Below are 15,296 nucleotides of genomic sequence, written 5' to 3' on the forward strand. Positions count from 1 at the left end.
CTGTTCTTCCAATCAGTCAAGACGTTTTTCATCCAGCAGACTAGAAAGTGAACCGATGGAAAGATTTTTTTCTTTAATCTTTTTAATTAATGAATCTAGACTCTCTGCGGTCGATGACGTCGGATGCATTAAAATCATGGCGCCGTTATGAATTTTTGACATCACTCGATTGATTAACGTTTCAGGCCGCGGCTTTTGCCAATCAATCGTGTCAACAGACCACATGATCGTTTCCATGTTCATATCTGCCGCTATATCTACGACCTCCTTGCGAAAGCTGCCGCTTGGAGGCGCAAACCATTTCACGTTTTTTCCTGTCGTCGCTTTGATGATTTTGTTCGTCTCTTCCATCTCTTGTCTAATTCTTGCAGACGGCAGGCGGGCCATATCTGGATGCGAGTATGAATGATTTCCAATTTCATGGCCGCTTTCTACAATCATTTTAGCCAGTTCAGGATTTTCTTTTACCCATCTTCCTTCTAAAAAAAATGTCGCTTTGACATGGTGCTTTTTTAGCACGGCCAACATTTTAGGAAGATACTCATTTCCCCATGCAACATTTATTAAAAAGGATACCATTGGCTTATCCGGATGTCCACGGTAGATCGCTTCGTTCGGCAAATCGCTTAAATGAACAGAAGGTGGAATTTGCTTGAATACAAGAAGCTTCGGATCAAAAGAACCCTTTTTCTTCATTCTTTTATACGATGCGTCAATGTCGACTGATCGCCCATTATAACCGGGCGTTTTTTTCCAAACTCTATGTATTTCAGCATTTTCCGGAGGAATTTCATATTCTTTTGCTTTGGCAACGATTTCTTGATACAACGAATTTTCGCCAGATACAGCCAATTCATGCTTTGCTTTTAATTGCTGAAGAAAGATCAATGTATAACGATTATCCAATATGACATAAGAAAAAAGTATGATCAATATAAAAATGGCTATTTTCCCTTTTTTTCGCTTCATCTCAACATCCCCTTTTTCACTTATAAAACTATGAAAAAAGGGGACAAGATAGAACTGCCAACCGCAAAAATGGAAAAGAAGCCGGGTTTTCCCTGGCTCCGGTCAAGACTTTTGCTGCTCTTTTTGGTCCCTTAAAACGGCCTTTCTTGATAAATTGACACGACCTTGTTTATCGATTTCCATCACTTTGACTAAAATTTCATCACCGACTGACACAACATCCTCCACTTTTCCTACCCGCTCTTCTGCAAGCTCAGAAATGTGGACAAGACCATCTTTTCCGTTAAACAGTTCCACGAATGCGCCGAATTTCTCGATCCGTTTAACTTTTCCTAAATACATTTGTCCGACTTCAATTTCTCTTACAATATCTTCAATAATTTTCTTCGCTTTTTTATTCATTCCTTCGTCTACGGAAGAAATGTAGATTGTGCCATCTTGTTCAATATCGATTTTTACTCCTGTTTCTTCAATGATTTTGTTAATTTGTTTTCCGCTAGGTCCAATCACGTCACGAATTTTATCCGGATTGATGACCATGGTTAAAATTTTTGGAGCATATGGCGATAATTGTTTTCTCGGTTCAGAGATTGTCGCCAGCATCGATTTCAAAATTTCAAGGCGGCCTTTGCGAGCTTGTTTTAACGCTTCTTCTAAAATTTCACGGGACAAGCCTTTAATTTTAATGTCCATTTGCAGCGCAGTGACGCCTTTTTCTGTACCTGCGACTTTAAAGTCCATATCACCAAGCGCATCTTCCATGCCTTGAATATCTGTTAAAACCGTATAGTTGTCACCAGATTTTACAAGTCCCATTGCAATTCCAGCAACAGGCGACTTAATCGGCACGCCGGCATCCATCATCGCTAAGGTGCTTGCACAAATGCTCGCTTGTGAAGTTGAACCATTTGATTCAAGCACTTCTGAAACGAGACGAATTGTGTACGGAAAATCGCGCTCGGAAGGTATGACTGGCTCAAGCGCTCTTTCTCCCAACGCTCCATGACCAATTTCCCGTCTGCCAGGACCCCTCATCGGACCGGTTTCCCCGACACTAAATGGCGGGAAGTTGTAGTGATGCATGAACCGCTTTGATTCTTCCACGCCGAGTCCGTCAAGTATTTGTACGTCTCCTAAAGCTCCGAGCGTACAAATAGACAAAGCTTGTGTTTGGCCGCGGGTGAAAAGACCTGAACCGTGCGTGCGCGGCAAAATTCCGACGGAAGACGATAATGGACGGATTTCGTCAATTTTTCGTCCGTCAGGTCTCACTTTTTCTTCTGTAATGAGACGGCGCACTTCCTCTTTCACAAGCTTGTGCAAAATTTCTTTTACTTGCTTAATCGTTTCTTCATCTGCTTCTTCTTCCTCAAAAATTGCGACAGTCTTCTCTTTCACTTCATTAATAGCATCTTCGCGGGCGTGTTTTTCAGGCACTTGGATGGCTTGCAATAAGTCGGCAAGAGCCATTTCACGAACTCTTTTTTCAAGCTCTTCATCGATTTTATATAATTCCACTTCCATTTTTTCTTTTCCGATTTTTTCTACAATCTCTTCTTGGAATGCAATCAAACGTTTGATTTCTTCATGGCCAAACATGATTGCTTCTAAAATCGTTTCTTCAGGCACTTCATTGGCTCCTGCTTCCACCATGTTGATGGCATCTTTCGTGCCGGCTACGATTAAATGGATATCGCTTTTCTCAAGCTGTTCGACAGTTGGATTAATGATAAACTGGTCATCAAGGCGGCCGACCGTGACACCGGCAATCGGACCTTCAAACGGAATGTCCGATATTGACAGCGCGAGCGAAGATCCAAACATAGCCGCCATTTCGGAAGAACAATCTTGGTCGACGCTCATCACCATGCTGACTACTTGAACCTCATTGCGAAACCCTTCTGGAAACAGCGGGCGAATCGGTCTATCGATTAAACGGCTCGCTAAAATAGCTTTTTCACTCGGTCTACCCTCTCGTTTAATAAACCCTCCCGGGATTTTACCGACAGCATAAAGCCTTTCTTCATAATTGACCGTTAGGGGAAAGAAATCTACTCCTTTTGCTTCCTTCGAAGCGGTTGCCGTACATAAAACGACCGTATCTCCATAGCGGACTAAAACGGCGCCGTTCGCTTGCTTCGCCAGCTGGCCGATTTCAACAGTCAGCTTACGTCCGGACCAATCTATGGAAAAAACATGTTTCTCTTGATCCATACTTGTTTTGAACCCCTCTTTCATTGACAAAGTCTATCTTCGCACATAAATTGTACAAAAATGTTATTTTTAAACTTTTCAATCTATATCGTTTTTATGTAATCTGTCATAAACTTTTTTGAATACAGTAAAAAAGCGGGAAATCTCCCGCTTCCATACAACTTAACGACGCAAACCGAGTTTATTGATGAGTTGACGGTACCGTGCAACATCTTTATTGCGCAAATACGTCAACAAATTACGGCGTTTCCCAACCATTTTCAAAAGACCTCTGCGTGAATGGTGGTCTTTTTTGTGAACGCGCAAATGCTCATTTAAAATGTTGATTTTTTCAGTTAGGATAGCAATTTGCACTTCAGGAGAACCAGTATCTGATTCATGTGTTTTAAATTGCTCAATCACTTCATTTTTCCGTTCTTGCGTTAAAGCCATCCTTGTCCACCTCCTAAATATAATCCCCGGCTACCTAGCAAGCGTCGGTGACTCGCGTTGCCACGCAGCGGTTAAAAGTTACAAGAATAAGAATACTATTTTTCCCAAGAAAAAGCAAGGAGGTTCCATTAAAAATTTTTTTCAGCCGTGATTTTATCCGATTCTGCCAGCTGCTGAAAAAAATCTTTAGCTTCCTTGATATCCCGTTTGATTTGGGCAATTAATTCTTCCACACCAGAAAACTTTTGTTCACTGCGTATTCGTTTGAACCATTTTACGGTCACATCTATATCATAAATTTCTTCATGAAAATCAAAAATATGAACTTCTATGCTCGGCTTGTCCGGTCTTTTTTCATGAAATGTCGGCTTATAACCGATATTGCATATGCCCGCATATTCCTTCCCATTCATGCTGATTTTGACCGCATATACCCCTGTCGGAGGAGTAATGTAGGATTCGCTTAGTTCAATATTTGCGGTTGGAAAGCCGATTGTCCGCCCTCGCTTTTCTCCATGGATTACCTTTCCGGATACTTGATGAGGCCGCCCTAGAAGAGAGCATGCATAAGAAACATCACCATTTTTAATCGCGTTTCGAACGAGGGAAGAGCTGATTTTTCTTTCACCGTCTGTCAGCTTTTCAACCGTCGTATGCGTAAAGGCTCCTCTTGAATAGAAAGGCAAAGTTTCCATTGTTCCTTTTCCAAACCGGCCGAATGTAAAATCAAAACCGGCCACAACGTGAATGGCATTTAATCCGATAATATATTGATCGACAAATTGTTGAGGCTGAAGCAAGCTAAAGCTTTCTGTAAATTCGACTAAATACAATCGATCAATTCCAAGATCTTCAATAAACTTCAGTTTCTCTTGTAAAGGAGTAATATATTCTATTTGTTGAATATTTTTTTTTAAGACGATGGATGGGTGCGGATCAAATGTCATCACCGCACATTCAACATTTAATTCTTCAGCCTTCTGTTTAGCTGTTTGAATGACTTTTTGATGCCCTTTATGGACTCCATCAAAAAATCCGAGCGCCATTACCGATTTCGGCACATTTTGTTTTGCCAAATGGTGTGGATGTGTTATTTTTATCATTTTCACCGAAAGTTCCCCTTTTCTTACCTATTCATTCGTTTTTAACACCTTGACGGGTTTAAGCACATTGTTTTTTTCTGAATGCTTTTTATATATGGCAATAATTTCTCGATTATTCCATATTGCTACAACATCATTTTGTCCAATATGCTGGAAATCCTCGTTCATTTCCAACATCGCTCCGTTTTTTACTTTCTTTGCTAATGTATCATTTATTTTAATTTTCGGCAATTGATTTAATGCTTCCTCTATGGTAAGAAAACCGTTTGGCAAATCTCCCGTTTTTAAACATTGCTCGACCGCTGAAAACGTGACGCAGTCATGTAAATGAAAACGGCCGGATCTTATTCGCACCAATTCAGACATGTGAGCAGGATACCCTAATTTTTCTCCGATCATGACCGCGAGAGTTCGAATATATGTCCCTTTTGAGCAAGAGACTTGAATGGAAAAGGAAGCCGTTTTGTCATGTTGTTTTATATCGCTTAAAAGGTGTATGGCATGAATGACAACCCTTCTTTTCGGCCTTTCGACTACTTTCCCTTCACGCGCGTATTCGTATAATTTTTTTCCATTCACTTTTACAGCAGAATACATTGGCGGAATTTGTTCAATTTCTCCGCGAAAGCTTTCCAGCACTCGTTCAATTTCCTCTTTTGATGGCGGGAGCTTTACTTCTTTTTCAGCAATAATGCTTCCAGAAGCATCCTCTGTTTCAGTGGCAGCTCCTAATGTTACTTCAGCAATGTATTCCTTATTCTCAGCCATTAAATATGACGAAATTTTTGTTGCCTTGCCGATGCAAATAGGGAGCACGCCTGAGACATCCGGATCTAATGTACCAGTATGCCCCGCTTTTTTCGTTCGAAACAATTTGCGCACTTTTTGGACACAATCATTTGAAGTCATTCCTCTAGGTTTATGTAAGAGAAGAACGCCGTCCACAGTCACACCTTCCTTTTGCCAGCTGCAATCATGAAAAAAGAACCCGTTACACAATTGTGAAACGGGATGCCTCAGCTTTCATGATCTCTTTCTTCTTTTTTCAATTCATGGATTAATGATTCGATTCGATTGCCATAATCAATTGTCTCGTCAAATTCAAAATGAATTTCCGGAGTTTTCCGCAGCCGAATCCGCGACCCGATTTCAGAGCGGATAAATCCTTTGGCTTTCGCCAGCGCCTTCATCGTGTTTTCCTTCTGTTCCTCATTTCCCAATACAGAAATATATACTTTAGCGATTTGCAAATCCCCTGTTAAGCGAACGTCCGTTACAGTTACAAATCCAATTCTCGGGTCTTTAATTTTTCTGCCAATAATATCGCTTAGCTCTTTTTTCATCTGTTCAGCTACTCTGTTTGCTCTTAGGCTCATTTCATCACCTCATTTGCTAAAACCAGTCAAATGTTGTAATGGTTCGTTCAATTTCAGGAAAAGAATCGATCAACTTCAATGCCTGGTTCAGTTCTTTTTCCGCGATGGCGCGGCTCGATGCAAGGCAGGCAATGCCGATTTCGGTCCGCTGCCATGCATCCTGAAAGCCGATTTCTGCAACACTGACATTAAATTTGTTTTGCAGTCTTTTTATAATTCGTTGCACTACTGCACGTTTTTCTTTTAAAGAAGAAGCTTCAAAAATCATGCATTCACATGATACCATTCCGAGCATTATTTTTTAACTTCCTCCATGATGAACGCTTCAATCGTGTCGCCTTCTTTAATATCGTTAAAGTTTTTAATCGTAAGTCCGCACTCATATCCTTGAGCAACTTCTTTTACATCATCTTTAAAACGTTTTAAAGTGTCAATTTCACCTTCAAAAATCACGACTCCGTCCCGAATTAAGCGAACGCCGCTGTCGCGTGTAACAGAACCATCTGTGACGTAGCAGCCGGCAATTGTACCGATTTTAGAAACTTTGAATGTTTGCCGCACTTCAAGGGTACCGATCACTTTTTCTTCGTATTCAGGATCAAGCATACCTTTCATAGCCGCTTCGATTTCTTCGATCACTTTATAAATGATGCGGTGAAGGCGAATGTCGACGTTTTCCGCTTCCGCTGTTCTCTTCGCATTCACATCCGGGCGAACATTAAAGCCGATCACAATAGCGTTGGAAGCAGAGGCAAGCATGATGTCATATTCCGTAATGGCACCGACACCGGTGTGAATAATTTTTACTTTTACTCCTTCAACATCGATTTTTTGAAGAGCTGATGAAAGAGCTTCAACGGAACCTTGCACATCTGCTTTGACGATTAAATTAATTTCTTTTATATCATTTTGCTTAATTTGTTCAAATAAATCATCAAGGCTTAGCTTTGTCTTTTCGCTGCGCTGCTCTTCCAGCTGTTTTTTCGCACGGGCTTCACCGATTTGACGCGCTTTTTTCTCATCTTCAAATACCATAAATCTGTCGCCGGCTAATGGAACTTCATGAAGACCGGTGATTTCAACCGGAGTGGACGGTAAAGCTTCTTTTACACGTTTTCCGACATCATTCACCATCGCACGCACCCGTCCATATGTGTTTCCGACAACAATTGGATCACCGACACGAAGCGTTCCGTTTTGAACAAGCAATGTTGCAACTGAACCTCTGCCTTTATCAAGCTTTGCTTCAACAACCGTACCGGTTGCAAGACGATTCGGATTCGCTTTCAACTCTTCCATTTCCGCAACGAGCAAGATCATTTCCAATAGTTCAGGAATTCCGTCACCTTTTAATGCCGAAATTGGCACAAATATCGTGTCGCCGCCCCAATCTTCCGGTACAAGGCCATGTTCCGTTAATTCCTGCATCACACGGTCAGGATTTGCCGTCGGCTTATCCATTTTGTTGACCGCTACAATAATCGGCACATTCGCAGCTTTTGCATGGTTAATTGCCTCAACTGTCTGCGGCATAACACCATCATCTGCAGCAACGACTAAAACAGTAATATCTGTTAATTGAGCACCGCGGGCTCTCATTGTTGTAAACGCTGCATGGCCAGGTGTATCTAAAAATGTGATCTTTTTCCCTTCCACTTCAACCTGGTAAGCGCCGATATGCTGCGTAATGCCTCCAGCTTCGCCTTCAGCCACTTTTGTTTTTCGAATGGAATCTAAAAGAGTCGTTTTCCCATGGTCAACATGCCCCATAATTGTCACAACAGGAGGACGGCTGACAAGATCTTCTTCCTTGTCTTCGATTTCATACTTTTCAAATTCCGTTTCATCGAAAACAATTTCTTCTTCCACTTCAACGCCGTATTCAGAAGCGATCAGTTCGATAATGTCCTTCTCCAGCTCTTGGTTGATTGTTGCCATGACGCCGAGCATCATGAGCTTCTTAATGATCTCTGACGGTTCTTTATGGAGTTTGTTGGCAAGCTCAGCGACTGTTAAAGAGCCTTGATACGTAATTTTGGACGGCAATTCTTTTTTGCTTGGAGCTTCATTTTGAACCGCTTTTTTGTTTTTCTTTCCATTTTTTTTGTTTTTATGTTTCGTTTGTTGAATCGGAACGTTTTGTTTGCGTTCCTCGCGTTTTGGAGAAGGTTTTTTGCCTGATTTTTTCTTGTTCAATACGATATCCTCATCGTCATCAAATGGAATGTCATCATATGCTGCATGCTTTTCTTCCTTTTGTTTTGGTTGATGATCTTTTTGAACGTTTTTCTTAGGTTGTTCCTTTTGATATCGTCCATTGAGTTTTTCAATTGTATTGCTGTCGATCATTGACATGTGGTTTGCAACATTTATATTCATTTCTTTTAATGTATGGATTACTTCTTTGCTCGTTATATTTTGTTGTTTTGCATATTCATATACTCGCATTTTACCCATACGTTCACCCCCAAAGTAGTTATTCAAGTAGAAGCTTCAACTTCTTGGCAAAACCTTCTTCCGTCACGGCAACAACTACTCTTTCTTCCTTACCGATCGATTGCCCAAGTTCGTATCGGTTTGGGGCAATCACGAGCGGAACTTTATAAAACGAACATTTATCCGTAATTTTTTTCTTCGTGTTAGAAGAAGCATCGTCTGCCAATAAAACGAGTTTTGCACGCTTATTTCGAACCTCTTTCAAAACAAGTTCTTCTCCTGAAATCACTTTTCTTGCCCGATAGGCAAGGCCTAATAAAGATTTCCATTGTCCATTCATGGCAATGAAGGTTTCTCCTTCTCAGCTAGCTGAATTAATTCATCATATATAGATTCCGGAACAGGCGCATCTAAATGGACGGATAGCACATTTTTCTTTTTCGCCTTTAAAATGCAGTCTTTATCAAGAGTGATATAAGCACCGCGTCCATTTTTCTTTCCTGTTAAATCAACCGAAACTTCTCCTTCTTTCGAACGAACGATTCGAACAAGCTCCTTTTTGGGTCTCATTTCGCCAGTCGCCACACATTTTCTCATCGGAATTTTCTTTTGCTTTGCCACTGGTAACCACCTCTATTCGTCTTGTTCTTCTCCGTGTTCATCATCCGTATTGTCAAATTGGAATAAACTATCATGCTCTTCGCGAGGATAGATGTTCAGCTCTCTCGCTTCCGATTCGCTTTTAATATCAATTTTCCATCCGGTTAATTTGGCAGCGAGGCGAGCGTTTTGCCCTCTTTTGCCAATCGCAAGGGATAATTGATAATCAGGAACGATGACGGTTGTAGCTTTTTCCTCTTCATCGACAATAACGTCCAAAACTTTTGAAGGACTTAAAGCATTTGCAACAAATTCAACAGGATTTTTAGACCAGCGAACGATATCAATTTTTTCGCCATTCAACTCGTTTACAATTGCTTGAACACGCTGGCCTTTTGGTCCAACGCATGATCCGACCGGGTCAACTTCCGGATTGTCGGAATGAACCGAAATCTTTGATCTGTCACCTGCCTCCCGGGCGACTGATTTAATTTCCACTATCCCGTCATATATTTCCGGAACCTCCAATTCGAATAAACGCTTCAACAGCCCCGGGTGTGTTCTGGAAACAAAAATTTGTGGTCCTTTTGTTGTTTTTTCTACTTTTGTAATGAATACTTTAATTCGGTCATGAGGTTCGTATTTTTCATTCGGCATCTGTTCCGATTGTGGGAGGAGAGCCTCTATTTTCCCTAGACTTACGTATATATATTTGGGATCAGTTCTTTGGACGATTCCGGTCATGATATCTTCTTCACGATCAATAAATTCCGAATAAATGACTCCTCTTTCGGCTTCACGAACTCGCTGCGTAACGACTTGTTTCGCAGTTTGTGCAGCTATTCGTCCAAATTCTTTCGGTGTCACTTCAATTTCAACGACATCGCCGATTTCATATTGGGGATTGATGTTCATCGCATCATGGATGGAAATTTCCAAACGGGGATCCGTTACTTCTTCCACCACTTCTTTTCTCGCAAACACCTGCATCGTACCTGTTTCGCGATTAATATCGACACGCACGTTTTGCGCTTGGTTAAAGTTGCGTTTGTATGCAGAAATGAGGGCAGCTTCAATCGCATCTATAATGACATCTTTACTAATGCCTTTTTCTTTTTCTAATACTGTCAAGGCATCTAAAAGTTGGCTGTTCATAAAATGATGTTCCTCCTCATCACTTAAATATTAAATGAAACGGCAAGTCTAGCTTTTGCAATTTTTCCCCAAGGAATTTCCACTTGTTTAGGTTTTGTTTTCACTCTTATTTCGAGTGTGGCAATCTCGCCGTCAAAATCCGTTAAAACCCCTTCAAAATGTTTTTCCCCGTTGATCGGCTCGTAAGTTTTAAGTGCGACATTTTTCCCGACAGCCTTTTCAAAATCGGCCTTTGTTTTTAAAGGGCGTTCAGCGCCTGGAGAAGATACCTCCAAGAAATAGTTGTGAGGAATCGGATCGATTTCATCTAGCTTTTCGCTCAAACGTTCGCTTACCATACCACACTCTTCAATGTCGACACCATCTTCAGAATCAATAAAAAGCCGTAAATACCAATTTTTCCCCTCTTTTACATATTCAATATCTACTAGTTCCAGCTGCAAATTTTCAAGAATTGGCGATGCTAGTTCTTTGACGAGATCTGTTATAGATTGGCTCATATTTTCCTCCTTAATTTCAGCGTTTCAGAAAGAGATATCTATTTAATCGTCATAAAAAACTAGTTCCAATAGGAAAGAGTGGGTTTTTTCCCCACTCTTTCGTTAGGCTTTTTTTAGCATTTCCATAAATGAATATAACATAACCTAATCAGGTTTGCAAATTGAATCGCAAATCAGAAAAGGGAGAGCTGATTTTGCTCAGGCAGCGATGCCAAACAGCCATGATTTTCAAGATATTCCATAATCGTTTTTGAAATTTTTGTCCGCTCCTGCAGATCCTCTTTGGATAAAAATTCTCCTTCTTCTCTCGCTTTGACAATATTGATGGCCGCGTTCGTACCAAGCCCTGGTATCGAATTAAACGGTGGTATCAGACTGTCGCCGTCAATAATGAATTCTTTGGCTTGAGAGCGGTATAAATCTACTTTTTGGAATGAAAATCCACGCTCCGTCATTTCAAGTGCCATCTCCAATACGGTCAGCAAGCTCTTCTCTTTTGGAGAAGCATCGAGCCCTTTTGCACTGATCTCTTCAATTTTCGCTCTGATTGCGGTGCTTCCTTTGATCATCGTTTCGATGTCAAAATCGTCCGCTCTGACTGTAAAATAAGTTGCATAGAATAGCAGAGGAAAATGCACTTTAAAATATGCAATCCGCACAGCCATTAATACATAAGCTGTCGCGTGAGCTTTTGGAAACATATATTTGATTTTTTTGCAAGATTCAATATACCAGTCTGGAACGCCGTTCTTTTTCATCTCTTCTTCCCATTCGGGAATCAAGCCTTTTCCTTTCCGAACCGACTCCATAATTTTAAAGGCTAACGACGGCTCCAATCCTTGATAGATTAAATAAACCATAATATCGTCGCGGCAGCCAATGACCTCACTTAATGTACATGTGCCGCTTTGAATCAGTTCTTGTGCGTTTCCTAGCCAAACATCTGTCCCATGGGACAATCCTGATATTTGGACAAGCTCTGAAAATGTCGTCGGTCTTGTTTCCTCCAACATTTGGCGGACAAATCGCGTGCCGAACTCTGGAATCCCTAGAGTGCCCGTTTTACAGCCAATCTGCTCCTCTGTCACGCCAAGTGATTCGGTTGAGGAAAAGATTTTCATTACTTCCGGATCATCTGTTGGAATGGTCTTCGGATCGATTCCGCTTAAATCTTGAAGCATTCTGATGACCGTCGGATCATCGTGCCCTAGTATATCAAGCTTTAATAAGTTATCGTGAATGGAGTGGAAATCAAAATGTGTCGTTTTCCAATCAGCGCTTGTATCATCTGCCGGATATTGAATTGGAGTAAAATCATATATATCCATATAATCGGGAACAACGATGATTCCTCCGGGATGCTGTCCTGTCGTCCGCTTGACCCCCGTACATCCTTTCACAAGCCGATCGACTTCTGCACTGCGGAAATGCAGATTATGATCGTTCATGTAGCCGCGGACAAATCCGAAAGCTGTCTTTTCGGCAACGGTGCCAATTGTTCCTGCACGGTACACTTTATCTTCACCAAACAGCACTTTCGTATAATTGTGTGCTCTCGGCTGATATTCACCTGAAAAATTCAAATCAATATCAGGCACCTTGTCTCCTTTAAATCCTAGAAACGTTTCAAACGGTATGTCATGCCCGTCCTTTTTATATGGTGCTCCGCATTGAGGACAATTTTTATCAGGAAGATCGTATCCGGATCCTACAGAGCCGTCATTGAAAAATTCGGAATGCTTGCATTTTGGACAAACGTAATGAGGCGGAAGAGGGTTCACCTCAGTAATTTCCGTCATCGTGGCAACAAAGGATGAGCCGACTGATCCCCTTGAACCGACCAAGTACCCGTCATCCAAAGATTTTTTTACTAGTTTGTGAGATATCAAATAAATGACGGCAAATCCGTGGCCGATAATGCTTTTCAACTCTTTTTCAAGCCTTGCTTGAACGATTTCCGGCAATGGGTCTCCGTATATTTCTTTGGCACGATTGTAGCTCATTTCCCGAATTTCTTCTTCGGCACCGTCTATTTTCGGTGTATACAGATCATCTTTAATCGGTTTTACATCACCTATGAGAGAGGCGATGTACTGGCTGTTTGTCACAACAATTTCTTTCGCTTTTTCATCGCCTAAAAAACGAAAAGCATCCAGCATTTCATTTGTTGTACGGAAATGCACATCAGGCAATGTATGGCGGTTTAAAGGATTCGCTCCCCCTTGCGAAGAAATTAAGATTTTCCGGTAAATTTTATCTTCCTTGTTTAAATAATGGACATTGCCTGTTGCCACAACCGGAATCGACAGCTTTTCCCCTAGTTTGACTATGTTTGCAATGATTTCTTTGATCGCTTGTTCATTTCGAACCTGCTCCGTCTCAATTAGAGGGTAATATACTTCCGGCGGATGCACTTCGAGAAAATCATAAAATGAAGCCATCTCTTCAACTTCTTCTGGACCTTTTTGCATCATTGCTTCGAAAATTTCTCCCTTGTCGCAGCCTGAACCAATTAAAATGCCTTCCCTATGCTTTAACAATACAGAACGGGGAATGCGCGGAACGCGATAAAAATATTGAACATGGGAAAGAGATACAAGCTTAAATAAATTTTTCAGCCCTGTTTCATTTTGCACAAGAAGCGTCGCGTGAAACGGTCTTGCCCGCTCATACGCTTTTGAATCCCCAGTCCGCTCATTCAGCTCATCATGATAAAGAATTCCTCGTTCATTTACCTCTTGCAGCAATTTTACAAGCAAATAGCCGGTTGCTTCCGCATCATAAATGGCTCTATGATGCTGTACAAGCTCTATATCAAACTTTTTGCACAATGTATTCAGGCGGTGGTTTTTTAAATTAGGATATAAATATCTTGCAAGTTCAAGAGTATCAATGACAGGGTTGTCCGCCTTTTTAACCTGCAAATATTTTTTGTAGCCTGCATTAATAAAGCCCATGTCAAAGCTTGCATTGTGGGCAACTAAAATGCTGTCGGCAGCCCATTCTTTAAATTTGTACAATACTTCATCGACGTCGGGAGCATTTTGAACCATATCATCGGTAATTCCCGTCAGTTCTATCGTTGTTGCTGAAAGCGGATGGTGAGGGTTGGCAAACGATTCAAATCGGTCGATAATTTCCCCGTTTTTTATTTTCACCGCTGCAAGTTCAATGATCGTGTCGTATACAGCCGAAAGCCCTGTTGTTTCAACGTCAAACACAACAAAGGTATCTTCGCTTAAAAGTCTGTGCGATTCGTTATAAGCAATCGGTACACCGTCATCAACAATATTGGCTTCAAGACCGTAAATCATTTTAACGCCAAACTTTTTGCTTGCAGCATATGCCTCTGGAAAAGATTGGACAACTGCGTGATCTGTCAATGCAATCGCTTCATGGCCCCACATTTTAGCTTGTTCAACAAGATCTGTGATCGATGTGACGGCATCCATTTGGCTCATCTGCGAATGAAGGTGCAATTCCACCCTTTTCTCTCCTTCAGGTGCGGTATCGAGCCGTTTTTTCGGGTTGATTTCATTAATGTCATTGGCAATCATGACAAGATCACGAACAAATGTATCGTTTTGAATGCTTCCGCGAACTTTCAGCCACATTCCTTTTTTGATCGATGCAAGCAATGCATTATCTTCTTTATCACGGCCGAACATTTTGACTAAAATGGAATTGGTATAATCGGTAATTTTAAACGTGCATAACGTTCTTCCGCTTTTTAATTCCTTTGTTTCCGCCTCAAAAACATATCCTTGAATGACGACTCTCCGCTCTTCATCAAAAATGTTATCAAGAGTGCGAATTTCTTCGTCATCTTTTATTTTGTATCCGATAATAAGAGGACCTTCCAGCTTTTTAGACTCCTGAGTTTGATTTTCCTTTCCTTTTTGCTTCATTTCCATCATTGCTTGTAAAATCCGCTCTTCGTCTTCTTTTTGCTTCTGCTCCAAAAATTTTTCCCATTCTTCGTTAGATGCATCGATCACCGTGTCGATAGTCAGCTTTGGAAAGCCGTACTTCTCGTACGCCTGCTGGATGATGGGGCCGTATTTTTTCTTGATCGTTTCATTTTCCGTCTCATTTCTCGTGCGAATCATTAATTTTTGCTTTTCCAGCTTCGGCATTTGTTCTTTTAACAGTGATAATATCGGCGGAGAAACCCCCTCCATTTCTTGGAGGCAAAACTCCCAGTAGTCTTGAACGAGCTGTTCATCATATTCTTGTTTCACAGTTGTAATGTGAAACGTAACATTGGCTAAATGAGAAAATGTTTTGTTCAATCTTCTATCAAACAATTGCAGGATACGAAATGGAAGAATGTTTTCAAGCCGAAAAGAGAAATCCCATAATTTAGATTTTTTATGAACTGTTAATTTTAAGATCGCTCCGTTTTGGAAATAAGGGTAGATTTGATCATCCGTCATTTCAAGCTGTTTCAGCAAAATCTGAAACCGTTCTTTTTGCTGCTGCAAGTCTTTATCATCCATTGGTTTCCCCTC

General features: G+C 41.0%; 13 protein-coding genes. All 13 read right to left on the bottom strand.

Going from position 1 to position 15,296, the window contains the following annotated elements; all coding sequences use genetic code 11:
• Positions 1-12 precede the first annotated feature (12 nt).
• On the bottom strand, positions 13-969 hold the full coding sequence (locus RI196_RS10500; protein ID WP_144597755.1) for a polysaccharide deacetylase family protein: 957 nt from the start codon (positions 967-969) through the stop codon (positions 13-15).
• Between the two features lie 102 nt (positions 970-1,071).
• A complete protein-coding gene (pnp, locus tag RI196_RS10505; protein ID WP_063386710.1) occupies positions 1,072-3,183 on the bottom strand; it encodes a polyribonucleotide nucleotidyltransferase in 2,112 nt (703 codons plus the stop codon).
• 162 nt (positions 3,184-3,345) lie between these two features.
• The gene (gene rpsO / locus RI196_RS10510; protein ID WP_063386709.1) at positions 3,346-3,615 is read right to left on the bottom strand and encodes a 30S ribosomal protein S15; all 270 of its coding nucleotides are present in this window, start codon (positions 3,613-3,615) and stop codon (positions 3,346-3,348) included.
• Between the two features lie 128 nt (positions 3,616-3,743).
• Positions 3,744-4,724, bottom strand: a complete 981-nt coding sequence (gene ribF / locus RI196_RS10515; protein ID WP_311066217.1) for a bifunctional riboflavin kinase/FAD synthetase — start codon at positions 4,722-4,724, stop codon at positions 3,744-3,746.
• A gap of 21 nt (positions 4,725-4,745) precedes the next feature.
• Complete coding sequence (gene truB / locus RI196_RS10520; RefSeq protein WP_311067349.1) at positions 4,746-5,627, bottom strand: tRNA pseudouridine(55) synthase TruB; 882 nt, start codon at positions 5,625-5,627, stop codon at positions 4,746-4,748.
• Positions 5,628-5,734: 107 nt separating this feature from the next.
• Complete coding sequence (gene rbfA, locus RI196_RS10525; RefSeq protein WP_063386706.1) at positions 5,735-6,094, bottom strand: 30S ribosome-binding factor RbfA; 360 nt, start codon at positions 6,092-6,094, stop codon at positions 5,735-5,737.
• A 16-nt stretch (positions 6,095-6,110) separates the two neighbouring features.
• Positions 6,111-6,389: a DUF503 domain-containing protein gene (locus tag RI196_RS10530; protein ID WP_063386705.1), complete on the bottom strand. Its 279-nt coding sequence runs from the start codon at positions 6,387-6,389 to the stop codon at positions 6,111-6,113.
• On the bottom strand, positions 6,389-8,551 hold the full coding sequence (gene infB / locus RI196_RS10535) for a translation initiation factor IF-2 (RefSeq protein WP_311066218.1): 2,163 nt from the start codon (positions 8,549-8,551) through the stop codon (positions 6,389-6,391). Before infB ends, RI196_RS10530 begins: the two co-directional genes overlap by 1 nt.
• 19 nt (positions 8,552-8,570) lie before the next feature.
• Entirely contained in the window at positions 8,571-8,870 is a 300-nt protein-coding gene (locus RI196_RS10540) for a YlxQ family RNA-binding protein (protein ID WP_063386703.1), read from the bottom strand.
• The gene (rnpM, locus tag RI196_RS10545; protein ID WP_063386702.1) at positions 8,867-9,151 is read right to left on the bottom strand and encodes an RNase P modulator RnpM; all 285 of its coding nucleotides are present in this window, start codon (positions 9,149-9,151) and stop codon (positions 8,867-8,869) included. Before rnpM ends, RI196_RS10540 begins: the two co-directional genes overlap by 4 nt.
• A gap of 12 nt (positions 9,152-9,163) precedes the next feature.
• A complete protein-coding gene (gene nusA, locus RI196_RS10550) occupies positions 9,164-10,285 on the bottom strand; it encodes a transcription termination factor NusA (RefSeq protein ID WP_311066219.1) in 1,122 nt (373 codons plus the stop codon).
• Positions 10,286-10,308: 23 nt separating this feature from the next.
• Complete coding sequence (gene rimP, locus RI196_RS10555; RefSeq protein WP_311066220.1) at positions 10,309-10,785, bottom strand: ribosome maturation factor RimP; 477 nt, start codon at positions 10,783-10,785, stop codon at positions 10,309-10,311.
• 173 nt (positions 10,786-10,958) lie between these two features.
• Positions 10,959-15,284, bottom strand: a complete 4,326-nt coding sequence (locus RI196_RS10560; protein WP_311066221.1) for a PolC-type DNA polymerase III — start codon at positions 15,282-15,284, stop codon at positions 10,959-10,961.
• Between the last annotated feature and the right edge of the window lie 12 nt (positions 15,285-15,296).

This window comes from Aeribacillus composti, from assembly GCF_031760945.1.
GTDB lineage: Bacteria > Bacillota > Bacilli > Bacillales > Aeribacillaceae > Aeribacillus > Aeribacillus composti.

Excerpts from the sequence above, each read along its gene's own strand:
- nusA (WP_311066219.1), bottom strand. The coding sequence starts at position 10,285 with ATGAACAGCCAACTTTTAGATGCCTTGACAGTATTAGAAAAAGAAAAA.
- rimP (WP_311066220.1), bottom strand. The coding sequence starts at position 10,785 with ATGAGCCAATCTATAACAGATCTCGTCAAAGAACTAGCATCGCCAATT.
- RI196_RS10500 (WP_144597755.1), bottom strand. The coding sequence starts at position 969 with ATGAAGCGAAAAAAAGGGAAAATAGCCATTTTTATATTGATCATACTT.
- RI196_RS10560 (WP_311066221.1), bottom strand. The coding sequence starts at position 15,284 with ATGGATGATAAAGACTTGCAGCAGCAAAAAGAACGGTTTCAGATTTTG.
- rbfA (WP_063386706.1), bottom strand. The coding sequence starts at position 6,094 with ATGAGCCTAAGAGCAAACAGAGTAGCTGAACAGATGAAAAAAGAGCTA.
- infB (WP_311066218.1), bottom strand. The coding sequence starts at position 8,551 with ATGGGTAAAATGCGAGTATATGAATATGCAAAACAACAAAATATAACG.
- pnp (WP_063386710.1), bottom strand. The coding sequence starts at position 3,183 with ATGGATCAAGAGAAACATGTTTTTTCCATAGATTGGTCCGGACGTAAG.
- RI196_RS10530 (WP_063386705.1), bottom strand. The coding sequence starts at position 6,389 with ATGCTCGGAATGGTATCATGTGAATGCATGATTTTTGAAGCTTCTTCT.
- RI196_RS10540 (WP_063386703.1), bottom strand. The coding sequence starts at position 8,870 with ATGAATGGACAATGGAAATCTTTATTAGGCCTTGCCTATCGGGCAAGA.
- rpsO (WP_063386709.1), bottom strand. The coding sequence starts at position 3,615 with ATGGCTTTAACGCAAGAACGGAAAAATGAAGTGATTGAGCAATTTAAA.
- truB (WP_311067349.1), bottom strand. The coding sequence starts at position 5,627 with ATGACTTCAAATGATTGTGTCCAAAAAGTGCGCAAATTGTTTCGAACG.